General features: G+C 60.4%; 13 protein-coding genes. 12 read left to right on the top strand and 1 reads right to left on the bottom strand.

All coding sequences use genetic code 11. The features are described 5' to 3' along the window. The first annotated feature begins 58 nt into the window (after positions 1-58). The 8 genes from ACYVIT_RS19035 to tssH all read left to right on the top strand — a co-directional run bounded on the left by ACYVIT_RS19035 (position 59) and on the right by tssH (position 8,985). Complete coding sequence (locus tag ACYVIT_RS19035) at positions 59-874, top strand: type VI secretion system accessory protein TagJ (RefSeq protein ID WP_415804049.1); 816 nt, start codon at positions 59-61, stop codon at positions 872-874. After that, entirely contained in the window at positions 874-1,437 is a 564-nt protein-coding gene (gene tssE / locus ACYVIT_RS19030) for a type VI secretion system baseplate subunit TssE (protein ID WP_415804048.1), read from the top strand. Before ACYVIT_RS19035 ends, tssE begins: the two co-directional genes overlap by 1 nt. After that, positions 1,437-3,341, top strand: coding sequence for a type VI secretion system baseplate subunit TssF (tssF, locus tag ACYVIT_RS19025; protein ID WP_415804047.1), 1,905 nt, complete (start codon positions 1,437-1,439; stop codon positions 3,339-3,341). Before tssE ends, tssF begins: the two co-directional genes overlap by 1 nt. Positions 3,342-3,373: 32 nt before the next feature. Further along, a complete protein-coding gene (locus ACYVIT_RS19020) occupies positions 3,374-4,030 on the top strand; it encodes a DUF3540 domain-containing protein (protein ID WP_415804046.1) in 657 nt (218 codons plus the stop codon). A gap of 51 nt (positions 4,031-4,081) precedes the next feature. Beyond that, entirely contained in the window at positions 4,082-5,221 is a 1,140-nt protein-coding gene (tssG, locus tag ACYVIT_RS19015) for a type VI secretion system baseplate subunit TssG (RefSeq protein ID WP_415804813.1), read from the top strand. Beyond that, positions 5,218-5,742 (top strand): DUF2778 domain-containing protein, encoded by a 525-nt coding sequence (locus ACYVIT_RS19010; RefSeq protein ID WP_415804045.1) that lies wholly within the window; start codon positions 5,218-5,220, stop codon positions 5,740-5,742. The genes tssG and ACYVIT_RS19010 overlap by 4 nt, the downstream gene beginning before the upstream one ends. Further along, positions 5,732-6,118: a DUF2195 family protein gene (locus ACYVIT_RS19005; protein WP_415804044.1), complete on the top strand. Its 387-nt coding sequence runs from the start codon at positions 5,732-5,734 to the stop codon at positions 6,116-6,118. Before ACYVIT_RS19010 ends, ACYVIT_RS19005 begins: the two co-directional genes overlap by 11 nt. Positions 6,119-6,216: 98 nt before the next feature. Then, positions 6,217-8,985: a type VI secretion system ATPase TssH gene (gene tssH / locus ACYVIT_RS19000; protein WP_415804043.1), complete on the top strand. Its 2,769-nt coding sequence runs from the start codon at positions 6,217-6,219 to the stop codon at positions 8,983-8,985. 35 nt (positions 8,986-9,020) lie between these two features. Here the strand turns inward: tssH and ACYVIT_RS18995 are convergent, their stop codons facing one another. After that, complete coding sequence (locus ACYVIT_RS18995) at positions 9,021-10,388, bottom strand: FHA domain-containing protein (RefSeq protein ID WP_415804042.1); 1,368 nt, start codon at positions 10,386-10,388, stop codon at positions 9,021-9,023. A gap of 201 nt (positions 10,389-10,589) precedes the next feature. On the opposite strand from ACYVIT_RS18995, the gene tssJ reads away from it, so the two are divergent. From tssJ to tssM, 4 genes are read left to right on the top strand one after another with little or no spacing between them, the layout of a single operon-like run. After that, positions 10,590-11,144, top strand: a complete 555-nt coding sequence (gene tssJ, locus ACYVIT_RS18990) for a type VI secretion system lipoprotein TssJ (RefSeq protein WP_415804041.1) — start codon at positions 10,590-10,592, stop codon at positions 11,142-11,144. Positions 11,145-11,200: 56 nt separating this feature from the next. Beyond that, entirely contained in the window at positions 11,201-12,535 is a 1,335-nt protein-coding gene (tssK, locus tag ACYVIT_RS18985; RefSeq protein ID WP_415804040.1) for a type VI secretion system baseplate subunit TssK, read from the top strand. Positions 12,536-12,555: 20 nt separating this feature from the next. Next, the gene (locus ACYVIT_RS18980) at positions 12,556-13,839 is read left to right on the top strand and encodes a DotU family type VI secretion system protein (protein ID WP_415804039.1); all 1,284 of its coding nucleotides are present in this window, start codon (positions 12,556-12,558) and stop codon (positions 13,837-13,839) included. Next, entirely contained in the window at positions 13,836-17,444 is a 3,609-nt protein-coding gene (gene tssM, locus ACYVIT_RS18975) for a type VI secretion system membrane subunit TssM (RefSeq protein ID WP_415804038.1), read from the top strand. Before ACYVIT_RS18980 ends, tssM begins: the two co-directional genes overlap by 4 nt. The last annotated feature ends 4 nt before the right edge of the window (positions 17,445-17,448 follow it).

The following is a 17,448-nucleotide window of genomic DNA, read 5'->3' as shown; positions in this document are numbered from 1 at the left end:
GCGACGGGCGATTTTCGGATCGACCGTCGACTTTGTTTTTTGTCTGCGGTGCTTTCTTATGATCAGACCTGCCGTTGCGTTGCGTGAAAGCAGCTTGTCCCAGCATCTGGAGACGATCCAGTCGCAGATACGCCGTCAACCGGCGGACGCTGACTTGCGGGCACAGTTGTTCCAGTTGATGGTTGTGCAGGGTGATTGGGGACGGGCATCCGAACAATTGAAGCTGTCGGCCCAGCTTAATACACAGGCTCAGCCTACCGCCATCTTGTATGAGCAGGCGATTGCTGCCGAGCGTCAACGCGAGCGCGTGTTGCTTGGCCAGGAGCAGCCCGCCGTGTTTGGCGAGGCGCCCTCGTGGTTCGCTGATTTATGGCGGGCCTTGAGTTGCGATGTCGATGCGCCGGAAGAAGCGGCGCAATTGCGTGACCGTGCCTATGAGGCGGCCGAATCGCGAGCCGGGACATTGACGGTGTCCATGGACGATGCTGCGGCGACCTTCGAGTGGATCAGCGACGGCGACAGCCGCCTGGGCCCGGTTTTTGAATTCATGTCGGCGGGGCGTTATGGCTGGCTCCCGTTTTCGGCGTTGCGCGAGGTGCGGTTGTTGCCCCCCGAAGGATTGTGCGATGTGGTGTGGGCGCAAGCGGAAGTGACGCTTGACGAAGGCCGCACGCAGTACGGCCTGATCCCGGCGCGTTATCCGGCTCTGCCGGGACAAGTGTTCGCCGACCTGCCGGATGGCGTGAAACTCGGGCGAATGACAGATTGGCATCCCCTGCAAGGCGAGATGTATGCCGGCGTGGGACAAAAAATGTGGATGACCGATCAAGGGGAATACGCATTGCTCGATATCCGATCGCTGGAGATGCGCTGATGGCAGTATCTGAGTCGACGGCGAGCCTGCGCCCTTGGGAGCAATTGCCACGCAGTGAACGTGTGGCTCGGGACCGTTTGCAGCCGTCGCTGTTGGATCGTTTGATGGATAACGATCCATCCAAACGGCAGGAGCCTCGCGAGGCCTCGATGCTGACCCATGAAGAACTGCGCATCGCTGTACTGCGGGATCTGCGGTGGTTGCTCAATACGGTCAACTTGCAAACCACGGACGACTTGTCGTCGTACCCGTCGGTGCCCGAGTCGACATTGAATTTTGGTGTGCGCGCCATGGCGGGCAAGCGCATGTCGGAGATCGACTGGATCGATGTCGAGGATTCGATTCGTAATGCGATTGCGGCGTTTGAGCCTCGTATTCTGGATTCGTCGGTTGAGGTGCGCTGTGTGACGGACACGGGCACTTTGGAACATCACAATGTGTTGAGCCTGGAAATCAAGGGCATGTTGTGGTGTGTGCCGCATCCCATGGAATTCTTGTTCCGCACAGATATTGATCTGGAAAGCGGTCATATGGATCTGCGCGACCTGGGGGGGCTTGCCTGATGGATTCGCGCTTGCTCGACTATTACAACCGCGAGTTGGTGTACATGCGGGAAATGGGCGCCGAATTTTCCCAGATGTACCCCAAGGTGGCCGGCCGTCTGGGAATGCACGGCACCGAAGTGGCGGATCCCTATGTCGAGCGGCTGCTTGAGGGTTTCAGCTTTCTGACTGCGCGCATCCATCTGAAGATGGATGCCGAGTTTCCGCGGTTTTCGCAGCGCCTGTTGGAGGTGGTGTATCCCAATTACCTGGCGCCTACGCCTGCGATGGCGGTGGTGCAGTTCTCTCCCAGCATGAATGAGGGCACGCTGGCCCGCGGTTTCGATCTGCCGCGAGGCACCTTGTTGCGCGGACGTGTGCCGCGCGGCGAGCAGACGCCGTGCGAGTTCATGACGGGCCACGCGGTGCGTCTGTGGCCGTTGCGTGTAACGCAGGCCGAGTTCACGGGGACGCCACCGGACCTGCCATTGGCACGCCTCGGATTGGGCGGACGCAATAGCCGCGTGCTGAGCGCTTTGCGAATTCGCATTGAGGTCTGCGGCGGAGTGCGTCTGGAAGACATGGACCTGGACCAGCTCGTGTTCCATCTGGCGGGCCAGGATCTGCAGATGCAGCGCCTGCTGGAAATCCTGATGGGCCATACTGTGGCGGTGTTGGGGCACGATACGCAGCGGCCGGTCAGCTGGATCAACAAGCTGTCGCCCTCGTCGGTACGTCATGAGGGATTCGATGACGATCAGGCATTGCTGCCGGCCGATTCCCGTGTGTTTCAAGGGTATCGTTTGCTGCAGGAGTACTTTGCGTTTCCGCGGCGCTTCCTGTTTTTCAGCGTGAATGACCTGAAACGCGGCCTGCGCACGGCACCTTTATCGGGAGGCACGCGCCGAGAGACGCGCAGCTTTGACCTGACATTTTTGTTCTCCGTCGCCGCGCCGGAACTCGAAGGCGCCATTGCGGCGGAACATCTGGCATTGCATTGTGCGCCGGTCATCAATCTGTTTCCCAAGCGTGCTGATCGTATCGCAGTGACGTCGCGCACGAGCGAGTACCACCTGGTCGTGGATCGTACGCGTCCGCTGGATTACGAGGTGTTTGGCGTGACGCAGGTGTTGGGCCATGCTTCTGCAGAACGGCCCGAGCAAGAGTTCCGGCCTTTCTACGGCACCCTGGGGTCCGACCCGGATGACTACGGCGCCTACTATTCGATGCGCCGCGAGCCGCGTTTGTTATCTGAGCAGGCGAAGCGCAATGGCACGCGAACGGGTTACATCGGCAGCGAGGTGTTTGTGTCGCTGGTAGATCGGAACGAGGTGCCGTTTTCCGGCCAGCTACGTCATCTGACGCTGGATACGCTGTGCACGAATCGTGATCTGGCGATGTTGTTGCCGTTGGGAACGGATACGGATTTCACCCTGCGCGTATCGGCGCCGGTGGGTGCAGTAAAGGTGCTGCATGGTCCCACCCGTCCGCACGCGGCGTTGGCAGAGAATGCGGCGACGTGGCATCTGATCAGCCACTTGGGCTTGAATTACCTGAGCCTGATGGACCTGGATGCGGAGCAAGGCGCCCAGACGCTGCGTGAAATGTTGAACGTGTATGGCAACCTGGCCGATCCGGTAGTGCGCAAGCATATAGGCGGCGTGCGACATGTGCGTGCCGATCCGATGCACCATCGCCTGCCCGTGCCCGGTCCCATTGTGTATGGACGAGGAGTGCGCATCAGTCTGCAAGTCGATGAGGCGGCGTTTTCGGGCATCAGCCCGTATTTGTTTGGCGCCGTACTGGAACAGTTTTTTGCTCGGCACGTATCGATAAATATGATGTCGGAATTGGTGTTGTCTACATTGCAGCGTGGCGATATCGCCCGCTGGAAGCCCCGCATGGGGGCACGGCCCGCCGTATAGGGCTGTCAAGGTTGAGTGAAAGGAGTCGTGCCATGAATACCGCTGCGAAACGTCAGTATCCGGTCTACGATCCGGTGCATTTGATTGGCACGGTGTTGCATCGTGATGACGACGGCGGTTTTGTTGTCGAGTGTGATGGACACCAATGGCGCACGCGCTTGGCCGCCAGTTGCTTGCTGATGCCGCAAGCGGGCGATCATGTGTTGATCAGCGGCCCGGAAGCGTCGCGCGTATATCTGATCGCCGTCGTGGAGCAGGCAGATCCGCAGCGTACGCAGCTCGAGGCGGTGGGCGATGTCGTACTGCGATCACGCACGGGCAGCGTGTCTCTGGAGGGAGCAACTGACGTGCATGTGTCTGGACAGAATGCGGTCACGATCGAAACCGCGTCACTGGCACTGCAGGCGAAAGAAGCCAGCTTTGTCACGGAAAAGATGAAATATCTCGGTGCCGAGGTGACGGCCACGGTAGGGGCTACACGCGTGGTCGGCAAGGTCTATGAGGCAGTCATGGACCGATTGTCGTTTCTCTCGCGTGTGACGTTCCGCGCGGCGGAGGAGGTCGAGCACGTGCGCGCCGGTTCCTTGGACTATCGCGCCGACAAGAGCGCGCGATTGCATGCGTCGTACACCATGGTGACCGGCGAGAAGCTCGTGAAGGTAGACGCCAAGCAGATTCATATGGGCTGACGGATGACAGACACGATGGCGCAAGCAGGGGTACAAGCGACGGCCGACGACATGTCCGGCTCGCAACCCGCTGCGGGCGAAGCGGGCCGGCAGGCGTCTGAGACCTCGCCACCCTCTGCGGCAGGCGTCCTGCCGGGCATGCCTGCCGAGTTCTGGCGGGCGCTGTCGCAGGATCCGTATTCCCACGATCTGTTTCATACTTTGCGCTGGATCGATGCGCGGGCCGGCGCTCGTTTGCCGCTGGGGCGCGATACGGTCGCGCGTAATGAACCCGTACGCTTGAGACAGGAACCCTCGATGGCTTTTGCACCATCGACTCTGGCTTCGGTCTCGTTGGGACGCGGAAGCCGGCCGCCGGAACTCTCGATCTACAGTTTTGGCCTGTTCGGTCCGAACGGGCCGTTGCCGCTGCATTTGACCGAGTATGCGCGTGAGCGCATGTATCACTATGGCGATCGAACATTGTCGGGTTTTGCCGATGTGTTTCATCATCGGCTGATCCTGTTGTTTTATCGGGCATGGGCCGACGCGCAGAGCACGGTCAGCCTGGATCGCAAGGAAGCCCGCTTTACCCGCTATGTGGCGAGCCTGCTGCATATGGGCATGCCCTCGTTGGCCAGACGCGATGCGGTGATGGATCACGCCAAGTTTTTCATGGCGGGCCATCTGCTGCGGCAAACCCGGAATCCCGAAGGGTTAAAGCAGATCCTGCAGACTTTCTTTTCCGTGCCGGTACGTATTGCGGAGTTTGTGCCTCAGTGGATACGGTTGGATCCGTCGCAGCGGCTGGGGCTGGGCGGCGCCATGGGATTGGGGCAGGACACCATTCTGGGGGCGGCGGTGCGCGACGCGCAGCACAAGTTCCGCATCGAACTCGGCCCGTTGACGCGAGCCGATTACACCAGTTTCCTGCCTGGCGGCCGGCGCGCCAAACAATTGCTGCATTGGGTCCGAGACTACATTGGTGTCGAACTGGCGTGGGATGTTCGGCCCGTGCTAAAGCGGCAGGACGTGCGGGGCGTCAAATTGGGCGAGCCGCAGCCCCTGGGCTTGTCGTCCTGGCTGGGTAAGCGCCGGGCGGAGCAAGGGGACGCCCGCGATTTATTACTGGATTACGAAGGCCGTGACCGTGCAAAGCGTGACGCACGCCAAGCAGCCGCAACATCACAACCCGAGGAGGTGAGATCGTGACGCATGACATGTTCTACGATGGTCAGGTATTGCATTGGCCAGGCCATGGAAAATTCCGTGCGACGAGCGGCATGCGCGGCTCACAGATTCCGTCTGAATCATGCACGCCGGACGCAGGCCCGGTGCCGCCCGGCTTGTACAAGATATTCCTGGCGGATCAGGGCGCGGCGCAAGATGACGGGCGCGGCGCTTGCGCGTTGCAGCCGGCGTGGGGAATTCAGACGATCCCGCGTGGCGCTGCTGCGGGGGCTTGCGAGCCATACTGGGCTAATTGGGGCGTCAATCGTGCGCGAATGGAGCCGGCCGATACGGCCACGCGTAACCGTTGCTCTCCGGTGCGCGGCGGCTTTTACCTGCATGATTCGACCAAGGGTTTCAGTCACGGATGCATTGAGGTCGATGGCCGCATTTTCCCGCTGCTGCGTACCTATGCGCGTGGCGGTAGAGGGCGTTCGACGATGATCATCAAGGTCGATTACGTAGCCGGCCGCGAGACCAATGGAGGCACGCTTGTCGAATAATGCACGATGCCTGGCGATGCTATTGGCAGCCGCCCTGACCGGCACGGCAGCACAAGCGGCCGGGCCGATCAAAGTCGAGAACGCCCTGGCGCAATGCGTCGCGTTGCAGCCGGGAGTGCGTACGACCACCGGACAGCAGGTGGTGACGGAGGCTACTCTGACTGTCAAGAAATCGATCGGAGAGTGCGGCTGCAAGTCTGCTATTGCGACGTATACCTCGCAGGTGGAGATGGAGGGAGGATATCGCAGCTTTTTGCAGCGCGGCGCCTTGTTGGTCAAGGAGTCGGGAGTGCAGCCGCTGACATTGGCGAGCAGTGCGCAGCTGCTGGGGGATCGAGGCGTGGTGCTATCGTTGGCTTGTGCGGGACCGGATTGACGTTGCTCAAGCATGGCGCTTGATTGATTTTCCTGTTTGATCCTGCCAGATTGTGCTGGCGGGCGGGTTCGTTTTCACGCTGGGTACTACACAACGATATGTCTGATATTGGCCGCATAGATTTGTTTGGCAAGCTCAATCCGCTGCTATACCAGGCGCTGGAGGGCGCGACCTCGTTTTGCAAGCTGCGAGGTAATCCCTATGTGGAACTGGTGCACTGGATACACCAGATCGTGCACACGCAGGATAGCGATCTGCATCGTGTCGCGCGGCGGTTTAATGTCGATATGGGGATGCTGCAGGCCGATCTGACACAGGCGCTGGATCAGCTGCCGCGTGGCGCGGGGTCGGTGTCCGACTTGTCCGAGCATATTGACCATGCTGTTGAACGAGCCTGGGTGCTCGGGTCGCTGCGCTATGGCGCAGGGCGCATTCGCGGCGGGCATTTGATCGCGGGGCTGGTAAAGACCTATGCCTTGCGTAATGTGCTGCTGGGGATGTCCGACCAGTTTTCGCGCATCGTGCCGGATGTGTTGCTGGAACAGTTGGATGACATCGTACGCGGGTCGCCCGAGGATGCCACGGCGCAACCGGTGCAGACTGATGCGGAGGGTCAGGCATCAGCCGAGGGCGGCGGCTCCGCATTGGCGAAATATGCGGTCGACTTGACTGCCAAGGCGCGCGCGGGCGAAATCGACCCTGTATCCGGACGGGACGAGGAAATTCGCCAGATTGTCGATATTCTGATGCGGCGTCGGCAGAACAACCCGTTGCTGGCAGGCGAAGCCGGTGTAGGCAAGACGGCGGTGGTCGAGGGGCTGGCGCTGCGTCTGGCCAGTGGCGATGTGCCGCCTCCGCTGCGCGAGGTTTCTCTGCTGTTGTTGGATATCGGGCTGTTGCAGGCAGGCGCCGGTGTCAAGGGCGAGTTCGAGCAACGTCTGCGCAGCGTGATCGACGAAGTGCAGTCCAGCCCGCGTCCGATCGTGTTGTTTATCGATGAGATTCACACGCTGGTAGGCGCTGGCGGTGCGGCAGGGACCGGTGATGCGGCGAATCTGCTCAAACCCGCATTGGCGCGGGGCCAGTTGCGCACGATCGGCGCGACGACGTGGTCCGAGTACAAGAAATACATCGAGAAAGACCCCGCGCTGACGCGGCGTTTTCAGGTGGTGCAGATCCATGAGCCGGCAGAGCCTCGTGCGGTAGGGATGCTGCGAGGGCTGGCAGCGACACTCGAGGCACACCATCAGGTGCTGTTGCTGGACGAGGCGATCGAGGCGGCGGTGTCGTTATCGCACCGATATATTCCCGCCCGGCAATTGCCTGACAAGGCGGTTGCCTTGCTGGATACGGCGTGCGCCCGGGTTGCCGTGAGTCAACATGCGGTGCCTGCTGCACTGGAGGACGCGCGTCGCCGTATCGAGGCTCTGGAAATCGAGCAGCGTATCGCCGTGCGCGAGGCGCACTTGGGTGCGGGAGCCGCAGACCGGGTGGATCAGGTCGCAACGGACCTCGAGCAGGCGCGTGGACAAGAGCGCGAACTGGTGCAACGCTGGGAGGCCGAGCGTGAGCTGGCCGAGCGGGTATTTGCGTTGCGGCAGGCGCTGGATGCGTCGAACACGCGCGATGGTGGGTCGACAGAGGCATCGGCTGGCGGTGCGGCTGGTGCGGGTGGCGCATCGACGGCGCGTACCGTTGCCGCGACGGATGCAGAGGGAACGAGTGCAACGGCTGCGGCTGAAGCATCGGCGCAGAGCCCGGTCGCCACGGCGGACCCTGCGCAATTGCGTGCCGAGTTGGCGCAGGCACAAGAGGAGCTGGCACGCCGTCAGGGCGAGCATGCGTTGATTTATCCTGCCGTGGATGCCGCGGCAGTGGCGTCGGTCGTCGCGGATTGGACCGGTATTCCCGTGGGCCGCATGGTGCGCGATGAGGCCCATTCGGTATTGCGTTTGGCGGATACGTTGGAACAGCGGGTCATTGGCCAACGGCATGGTCTGGAGGCGATCGCACGGCGTATTCAGACTTCCCGCGCGCGTCTGACCGATCCCAACAAGCCCGTAGGCGTATTTTTGTTGTGCGGCCCCAGCGGTGTGGGCAAGACCGAGACGGCATTGACCTTGGCCGAGGCCCTGTACGGCGGTGAGCAGAATCTGATCTCGATCAACATGAGCGAGTTTCAGGAATCGCATACGGTGTCTACGCTGAAGGGCGCGCCGCCGGGCTATGTGGGGTACGGTGAGGGCGGCGTGCTGACCGAGGCTGTACGGCGGCGTCCCTATAGCGTCGTGCTGCTCGACGAGGTAGAGAAAGCCCACGCGGACGTACATGAGATTTTTTTCCAGGTCTTCGACAAAGGCTGGATGGAAGACGGTGAAGGCCGCTATATCGATTTTCGCAATACCGTCATCATCCTCACCTCGAATGTCGGTACCGAGTTGATCAGCAGCCTGTGCAAGGATCCGGATCTGATGCCGGATGCCGATGGGCTGGCCTCTGCCTTGCGAGAGCCGCTATTAAAGGCGTTTCCTGCAGCATTGCTGGGGCGTCTGGTGGCGGTGCCCTATTTGCCGCTCTCTGACGAGATGTTGGCTCGGATTGTGGATCTGCAGTTTGAGCGGGTTCGCCAACGGCTGTGGGATAACCATGGCATTACGTTGACGGTCAGCCCCGAGGCGACGGCCCTGGTGGTAGCACGTTGCACCGAGGTTGAATCGGGCGGACGCATGGTGGACGCGATTCTGACCAACACGGTGTTGCCGCAGATCAGCCGCGAACTGCTGACCGCCTCAATGGATGGGCGCCGGGTGAACGCCGTCAGTTTGCAAGCGGCTGATGGAGAGTTTCAGTACGAGTACGAGTCGTAGCCCTAGCCCTGAGCGTTCGGGGCCCTCTCCGTGCGCTATTTGCGGCGGGGAGTGTCTGGCTTGCCGTCGGCTTCGTCGGAGGTGGGAGCAGGCTGCTGCACGCGCGCCGGGCGCAGGTAGCCGCCATATTCGCGCAAATGATCGCGTGCCGCCCAGCCTTGGGTATCGTGATCCTGCTTGTTGCGCAGGGCCTCGCTGACAGGGTCCAGGCGATGCGGGGCGAGCGGATCATGTGAGGGCAGGGTCGAGGGCGTTTGATCAGAAAATACGTTGTGCACGTCCTCGCCTTCGTGAGAATCCAGCAGGTCCAGAGGATCGCGCAGGGGACCTGAAACATTGGCATCGCCGCGCGGCAAATGACGCAGGGGATCTTCGGGATTGCGGGTTTGCGCGGATTCCATATCGAAGGGATGTGCGGAAACATCGGGTACGCTGCCGACGGGAAGGGTGCCCGGGCCGAACAGGTCACTGAAAACGTCGGTGGATGAGGTATCAGCTGACGATGCCGGAGCAAGCGGTTCGTCGAAAAGGCTTTCCTCGGCGACGGGGGGATTGTCCGCTGGTGCCGTCTGCGGGAAGGGATCCGTGGCCGGGGATTGCGCGAAGTGCGTTGTGGGCGGAGGCGGGGCAACGGGCTCAACGGCGGGCTGCGGCGGGACATCCTCGGTGAACGGGGCTGCTGCGACAGTCTCTGGAACAGGGGCTGTCGTGGTGGGGATATCGGCCGCAGATGAGGTGTCTGAGGTATCAGAGGGATGTGCGCTTTCGGGCTGAGCTGCGGTTTCTGGCTCGGGCTTGGCGGTGACGAGTGGGGCCGTCATTTCGGCAGCAGTGGTCATTGCCGCGGTTGCTGTTGCGACGGCGACAGGGGCCGATGTGGGGAGTGGCGGCGAGGCAGGTGCGGACGTAACTCGCGAGATAGGCGTCGGGTTTTCCCGAGGTGCTACGGATTTGGGCGTGATCGCTGCAGGGTCCAGTAATGGGCTTTCCAGCAGAGGGTCCGGTTCTGCCAGGAGCGGGTCCGGCGCTACGGCGTTCAGCGTCGCGAATCCGCCTGCCGATGCAGGGGCGTCCTCGACGGCGGGGGCAAGCGGGTCTTCAGCTTTGAGCGTATAGGATCCGATCACCAATTCGTCGCCGGGAGAAAGCGGCACCTCCTGGTCTCGCTGGATTGCGCGGCCATTGATGCTGACGCTGCTCATGCTGCTGAGGTTCACCAGGTAGCAAGCATCGTTGCTGATACGCAAGGCGGCTTGAATACGGCATATGCCGCGTTCAGGATCCGGCAGGATGAGGTGGTTGTCTGCCGACCGTCCCAGCGTGCCGCCTGGGGCTTCGAATACCGCGGACCACGGCGTGATGAAGCCGGAGTCGTTGGGATAATGCTGAACGGTGAGTTTCATGCAGAGATCTCCAGTGCAGGTTGTTCAATGATAACGACCCTTATAGGTGGAAGTGATGACGGGGAGTGATGAAAATTTATTGGCTCAAGGTTTTTTCGCCATGTGCGTAACAGTCGTAACTGTTTCTGTATTTACACGACAGTTTCTTATTTTTCGCTTGATATAGTCGGTTTATTCATAAGCTAGGGAGGCGAGCCGCGAATGATGGTGTTCCGTAATACCTCGACTGCGCTTGGGAGAGCCCTGCGGGCAGGGCTGCTGATGGTTTTCGCGCTGGTGATCGCGGGCTGTTCTTCCACGGCAAGCCGTGTTGCGGTGCCGTATGCGATTGAGTTGACGGCTGATAAGCAGGTTAACCCCGACATCAACGGGCGGCCTTCTCCTGTACAGATCACAGTCTATGAGTTGAGCTCGACCAGTGCGTTCAGCTCTCGCGATTTTTTTGCACTGCAATCTGATCCCCAGGTTGCGTTGGGCAAAGAACTGCTGAATTCGGATCAGGTGGTGCTGCGCCCCGGCGAAACAAAGACCCTGCAGTATGCTGGCAATACCGAGGCCCGCATGGTGGGTATCGTGGCGGCGTACCGCGATTTAGAGAAAAGCCAGTGGCGCCTGGCGGTGGAGTTGCCCGAGGCGCAGAAAACCAACATCTTCAAGGTATGGCAGTTTTCACCCAACGAAGAGACGATCAAGGTCTCTGTCAAAGATAACGAAGTGGTTGTCACGGATCGGGATAGATCGTGGTGGCCGTTTTAGGCGCACGGCTCGCGCTGCCCGCGGTCTGACTCCGCAACCCTATTGCAAGCATAACCATGGCAGAGAAGAACAAAGTCATTTGGTCAGAGGGGATGTTTCTGCGTCCCCAGCATTTTCAGCAATTTGAACGTTATCTCGATGGCGCGCTAAAGCAGCGCACCGCAGCGCTGCAGGGGTTTTTCTGGGGCTTCAGCCACCTGGTGCTGGATCGCGATGCGCTGGCGATCGGCAAGCTGGTGATGACGGAGGCCAGCGGCGTCTTGCCGGACGGTACGCCGTTCGACTTTTCCCATCCGGACGATGCACCGCAGGCGCTGGATGTGCCCGGCTCGGCGCAGGACGTGCGCGTCATGCTGGCTTTGCCGCGCGTGCGGCCTGGGGCCACTGATGTGCAGTACGAGGACGAAGCGGATTCGCTGGCGCGCTACCTTGTGCAAGAGGCGGAGGTCGCCGATTCGGGATCAGTGGGGTTGGAGCCTGCATTGCTGCAGGTGGGACGCCTGCGCTTGCGCCTGATGCTCGAAACCGACATGGGTGACGAGTGGCTGGGCCTGGGTGTGGTGCGCGTCATTGAGCGCCGTGCGGACAATCGGGTCGTGCTGGACGAGCGCTACATTGCGCCGTGGCTGTCGACGGGGACGCATCCCTTGTTGCTGGGCTTTGTGCAGGAGCTCTACGGCTTGCTGCAGGCGCGCAGCGAGGCGCTGGCGATGCGCCTGTCGCAACCTGGCCGAGGCGGCGTGTCTGAAGTCTCCGATTTCATGTTGCTGGAGACGGTGAATCGCTATATCGGGTCGCTATGGCACACACGCCAGTCGGCGTGGCTGCATCCGGAACGCCTGTTTCATGATTGGCTGATGCTGGCCTGCGACTTGGCGACCTATACCGCGGCAACGCGACGGCCTGAGGTCCTGCCCACTTATGAGCATGACGATCTGCAATTGACGTTCGGTACCCTGATGGATGAATTGCGCCGATCGCTGTCGGCGGTGCTGGAGCAGCACGCTTTGCAGATACCGCTGCAGGATCGTGGCCAGGGTGTGAAGGTGGCGCAGATTCCCGATCTGGAGTTGCTGCGCACGGCGGGGTTTATCCTGGCCGTGCACGCGGACATGCCGTCGGATACGGTGCGTTCGCGCTTCCCAGCACAGGTCAAGATCGGACCGGTAGAACGCATTCGCGATCTGGTGCATTTGCAACTGCCCGGTGTGACGGTACGGGCTTTGCCGGTGGCGCCTCGTCAGATTCCGTACAGCGCGGGCCACGTGTATTTCGAGCTCGACAAGGGCGGCGATTTCTGGAAACAGCTGGAGCGCACGGGCGCTCTGGCTTTGCATTTGGCGGGCGAGTTCCCGGGCCTATCCATGGAGTTCTGGGCATTGCGCGATTAGGGTAGCCCGCCGGAGATATCATGCACGCATCTGATTCTGCATTACCCGGCCCCATGGGGTCAGGCCTTCCAGAAGGGGGCGCTTCGGCCTCCGGCCGATTGCGGCCACACGAGTATGTGATCAGCGGCTCTAATCCATTGGTCGCTGCCGCGAATCCATTGCTGGATTTGATTCCCCAGATACGTGCGACTACGTCGCACCCGTCACCAGCCATGTTGCGCGAGCATCTGCTCGATGAGATTCGCCAGTTCGAGTTGCGTGCGCAGCAGGCCGGCATCCCTAACGAGACCATTCTCGGGGCACGATATTGCTTGTGCACCGCATTGGATGAGGCGGCTGCTCTGACCCCATGGGGAGGCAATGGGGTATGGTCGGCGCACAGTCTGCTCGTGACGTTTCACAATGAGACCTGGGGCGGGGAGAAATTTTTTCAGTTGCTGGCAAAACTCTCGCAGAACCCCGGTCAGCATCTGGATTTGCTGGAACTGCTGTACTTTTGCCTGGCGCTGGGGTTTGAAGGGCGTTATCGCGTCCTCGATAACGGCCGTTCGCAGCTGGAGACGCTGCGTCAACGCTTGCTGCGGATTTTGCGCGGTGCTCGAGGCGAATACGCGCTTGCCTTGTCGCCACATTGGCAGGATGTGCCGGCCCAGACCCAATTGCGGCGGTTGCCTGTGCCCTTATGGGTGTTCGGCGCGCTGGCTGCAGTATTGGCGCTGGCTATTTATTGGGCCTTGGCTTGGAGTTTGAGCCGGCAGTCTGATGTCGTGTTTTCGGCAGTGAACGGTTTGAGGCCACCTACGGTGCAGATCGCACCGACGCGCCAGCCAGCGTCTTCGCCGCGTTTGGCGGTGTTTTTGGCGCCGGAAATCCGGGATGATCTGGTGACTGTGCGCGATGAGGTTGACCGCAGTGTTGTCGTGCTGCGCGGCGACGGGTTGTTCGAGTCAGGATCGGCTGCAGTGAGAGACCAATACTTGCCGGTGCTGTCGCGCGTGGCCGATGCCATGCGTCAAACCGAAGGCGATATTCTGGTGCGTGGGTATTCCGACAATGTTCCGATACGCAGCGCGCGCTATCCGTCGAACTGGCATTTGTCGCAAGAGCGTGCGGACGCGGTCAAGGATCTGCTGGAGGCCCGATTGAATCAACCAAACCGCGTGCGGGCAGAAGGCCGTGGCGACGCCGACCCGGTTGCGCCCAACGATACTGCAGCAGGGCGCGCGCGTAATCGTCGTGTTGAGATCACGCTGATGGTGCCACCGGTGCCGCGAGGGGAAACTGTCGAGGGTGCGCGGCAATGATTCATAACGTGTTTAGTTTCCTCTTTAGCCGAGGGCTGTGGAATTTCTTTGGCTTGGTGGCGATTTCGCTGCTGATCTGGATTGCCGGGCCGCTGCTTGCCATTGGCACGACGCGTCCTCTGGAAAGCGAGATGACCCGCATCATTGTGATTGCGGTGTTGTTCGGGCTCTGGTTGTTGCGCATTATCTGGCGCAAATGGCGTGAGGGCCGATTGAATGCGCAGCTGCTAGGTCAACTACGCAAGCCTGCTGCTAAAAAGAAGGTCGAGCCCGAGCCTGGCAATCCTGAGATTCGCCAGCTCGAAGAGCGTTTCAACGAGGCCGTGGAGTTGTTGCGCAAGACGCGCTTTGATGGCGATAAGCGACGGTTCTCGTTGTCTCGTTTTTCCAAGCAGCATCTGTATCAACTGCCTTGGTATGTCATCATCGGTGCGCCAGGGGCGGGCAAGACGACGGCGTTGGTGAATTCAGGCCTGAATTTCCCGCTGGCGGATCGTTTTGGCAAGGTCGCGCTGCGTGGGGTGGGCGGTACACGGAATTGCGATTGGTGGTTTACCGACGATGCCGTGCTGCTGGATACGGCCGGCCGCTACACCACTCACGAAAGCGATGCGACGGGTGACGAAGAGGAATGGAAAGGATTCCTCGGCCTGTTGTCGAAGTATCGCGGCCGTCAGCCGATCAATGGCGCCATGCTGACGATCAGTGTGGAGGATTTGCTCGCCGCGTCGGACGCGGAGCGTGCGCAGCATGCCGCGGTGTTGCGCCGTCGCTTGCAAGAGCTGCGTGAGCAGCTTGGTATTCAGTTTCCGGTGTATGTGCTGGTGACGAAAGCCGATTTGCTGTCGGGTTTCGAGGAGTATTTCGGGTCCTTCAGCCGCGAGGATTTGTCGCAGGTGTGGGGCTTTACCTTGCCCTATACCCGGACTCAGGAAGCCGATTTCGATTTGTACGAGGCATTTCATACTGAATATCAGTTGTTGCAGCGCCGCTTGCATGATGCATTGCCCGAGGTGCTGGCGGCTGAGACGGATCCAGCCCGGCGGGCGTTGGCCTATATGCTGCCGCAGCAGTTTGCCGGGTTGCAGACGGTGTTGGGACAGTTCCTGAGTGATGTGTTCGCGACGTCGAAATTCGAGGCACGGCTGGTGCCGCGCGGTGTGTATTTCACCAGTGGCACGCAGGGCGGCGAAACGTTTGACCAGGTAACGGGCTATCTGAAGCGCTACCTGCGTATTGATGGTGGCGCGGCACAGGCAACGCCAGCACCGGAGGAAGACGGACGCAGCTATTTCTTGAAAGGCGTGCTGCAGGACGTGATCTTTCGCGAGGCCGGCCTGGCAGGCCGGAATTTGCGCTGGGAACGCCGCTATCGGCGTTTGCATTGGGCGGGTTATGGGTTGATCACGGTGTTGTTGATTGCCTTGCTGGTCGGGTGGGGTATCAGCTATCGCAATAACAAGACGTATGTCGCCGAAGTCGAGCGTCGTGTGCCTACCGTAGAGAAGCTGGGACGCGACATCAAGATTACGCGTGCAGGCGATGTGCTGGGGTTGATGCCCTTTCTGGATAGCTTGTGGTATTTGCCGCGCGATGCGAGCTTTGAGTTGGATTCGCCGCCCTTGACGTATCAGTTTGGCCTGTATCAAGGTCAAAAAATGCAGTCTGCAGCCCAAGGGGTGTATCGAAATACGCTAGAGCAAGTACTGTTGCCACAGATAGCACGTCGCGTAGAAAGTGCATTGCGTACGTCGGCGCCGAATGACCTGGAATTTTCGTATGAGGCCTTGCGTGCCTATCTGATGCTGTATGAACCTGATCATTATGATGCAGAGTTCATGCATGCCTGGTTGCTGTCGGATATGCAAAAGACCTTGCCCGAGGGCTATACGCGGCGTCAGTATGATTTTATGTCGTTGCATTTGCGCAATCTGGTGCAGGGCCGTGTGTTGTCCTCGCCGTTCCCGCGTGATGACGAGCTGGTGACTCAGATGCGTCAGAGACTGGCGCATTACACGTTGGCGCAACGCTCGTATAGCCGTCTGCGCCGATTGCTGTCCAATACCGATCAAGGTCCGGAGCAGACAGCAGTGACGTTGGGTGGGCCTCAGGCCAGTTCCGTGTTTGTGCGCAAGAGCGGCAAGCCCCTGACGGACGGGATCCCATCGCTGTACAGCTACGATGGCTATTGGAAGGTTTTTAATCAACGGGTGAATCGGGTTGCCGAGTTGCTGCGTCAGGATGATGCCTGGGTGCTGAATATCGCGCCGCCTGGGGCCTTGGATCAGGCAGCCCAGCAGCAGTTGATCGTCGATATCAAGCGGTTGTACATGAACGACTATGTACAACAGTGGGATGCCTATCTGAATGATCTGAAGCTGGCGCCAGCGACATCGCTGCTGCAGAATATTCAGATTGCCCGCACCTTGTCAGCGCCGGACTCGCCGTTGGTCAAGCTGGTGCAAGGCGTCGCACGCGAGACGAATCTGCTGCGCGATACGGGTGACGGACGCTCGCTCATGGATCAGGCCCGTGAGCGCGTGAGCAGCACACGCGATGCGTTGGAGCAGATGTTTGGTCCCACAGGGCCCAATTCGGCCGTCCGTAGCGACGCGACGGATGACAAGCTCGAGCGGATCGTGGACCTGCATTTTGAGCCTTATCGTCGCCTGGCTCAGAGTGAAACGCAGGGTGGTCCGCCGCTGATTACGGCTACGACGGGTTTGATCAACGACCTCTACACGTATCTGACTGCCGCAGATGCGGCGCTGCGCAGCGCCAGTCCCGCGCCCAATTCGGATGTCGTGACCAAGCTGCGCGCGGAGGCGGGACGATTGCCCGAGCCGATACGTGACGTGCTCAATACGATGTCGGTGAATGCTTCCGATGAGATCTCCGGTGCATCGCGCCAGCGCATGGGCGAGACGATGTCGGCGACCATCGGATTGTTTTGCCGGCAATCGATTGCGGGGCGTTATCCGTTTGCCCGCAGTTCGTCGCGCGATGTTGCGCCGAACGATATGGCGCGGCTGTTCGGCCCCAACGGGATGATGGACGAATTTTTCCAGAAGGAATTGGCCACACAGATCGATGTGTCGGGTTCGCGGTGGCGATTCAAACCCGGTATCGACGGCGAAAAAGGTGAGCGCGCGTCGTATCTGGATTCGTTCCAGCGTGCGGGGGTGATTCGCGATGTGTATTTCATGGCGAGCAGCCCGTTGCCGTCTTATCGAGTCGCGATTCGTCCGATCGAAATGGATGCGCAGATTACGCAATTCGTGATGGATGTGGATGGCCAGGCCGTGCGCTATGCTCATGGTCCGCAGATCGCAACCACGGTGCAATGGCCGGGGGCGAGAGGATCGAATCAGGTGCGCATTGAACTGACGCCGCAGACGGGGGGCGCAGGTCTGTCTGCTTCGGGGCCTTGGGCGTTGAACCGGTTGCTGGACAAGGCGCAATTGAGCCGCGGCCCATCGCCTGAGATTACGATAGCGACATTTGATATTAACGGCCGCAAGGTCGTGTTGGAGATCACTGCGAGCAGTGCAAAAAGCCCTTTCAATCTCGCCGAGATGCAGGGTTTTGCCTGCCCGGGCCGCTAGATGA

It is taken from the genome of Bordetella muralis (assembly GCF_054781015.1).
The sequence above is the reverse complement of the archived record's forward strand: the minus strand, read 5'-3'. Positions and strand labels throughout refer to the sequence as shown.

Excerpts from the sequence above, each read along its gene's own strand:
- ACYVIT_RS19020 (WP_415804046.1), top strand. The coding sequence starts at position 3,374 with ATGAATACCGCTGCGAAACGTCAGTATCCGGTCTACGATCCGGTGCAT.
- ACYVIT_RS18980 (WP_415804039.1), top strand. The coding sequence starts at position 12,556 with ATGCACGCATCTGATTCTGCATTACCCGGCCCCATGGGGTCAGGCCTT.
- tssM (WP_415804038.1), top strand. The coding sequence starts at position 13,836 with ATGATTCATAACGTGTTTAGTTTCCTCTTTAGCCGAGGGCTGTGGAAT.
- tssJ (WP_415804041.1), top strand. The coding sequence starts at position 10,590 with ATGATGGTGTTCCGTAATACCTCGACTGCGCTTGGGAGAGCCCTGCGG.
- ACYVIT_RS18995 (WP_415804042.1), bottom strand. The coding sequence starts at position 10,388 with ATGAAACTCACCGTTCAGCATTATCCCAACGACTCCGGCTTCATCACG.
- tssH (WP_415804043.1), top strand. The coding sequence starts at position 6,217 with ATGTCTGATATTGGCCGCATAGATTTGTTTGGCAAGCTCAATCCGCTG.
- ACYVIT_RS19035 (WP_415804049.1), top strand. The coding sequence starts at position 59 with ATGATCAGACCTGCCGTTGCGTTGCGTGAAAGCAGCTTGTCCCAGCAT.
- tssF (WP_415804047.1), top strand. The coding sequence starts at position 1,437 with ATGGATTCGCGCTTGCTCGACTATTACAACCGCGAGTTGGTGTACATG.
- tssG (WP_415804813.1), top strand. The coding sequence starts at position 4,082 with ATGTCCGGCTCGCAACCCGCTGCGGGCGAAGCGGGCCGGCAGGCGTCT.
- tssK (WP_415804040.1), top strand. The coding sequence starts at position 11,201 with ATGGCAGAGAAGAACAAAGTCATTTGGTCAGAGGGGATGTTTCTGCGT.
- tssE (WP_415804048.1), top strand. The coding sequence starts at position 874 with ATGGCAGTATCTGAGTCGACGGCGAGCCTGCGCCCTTGGGAGCAATTG.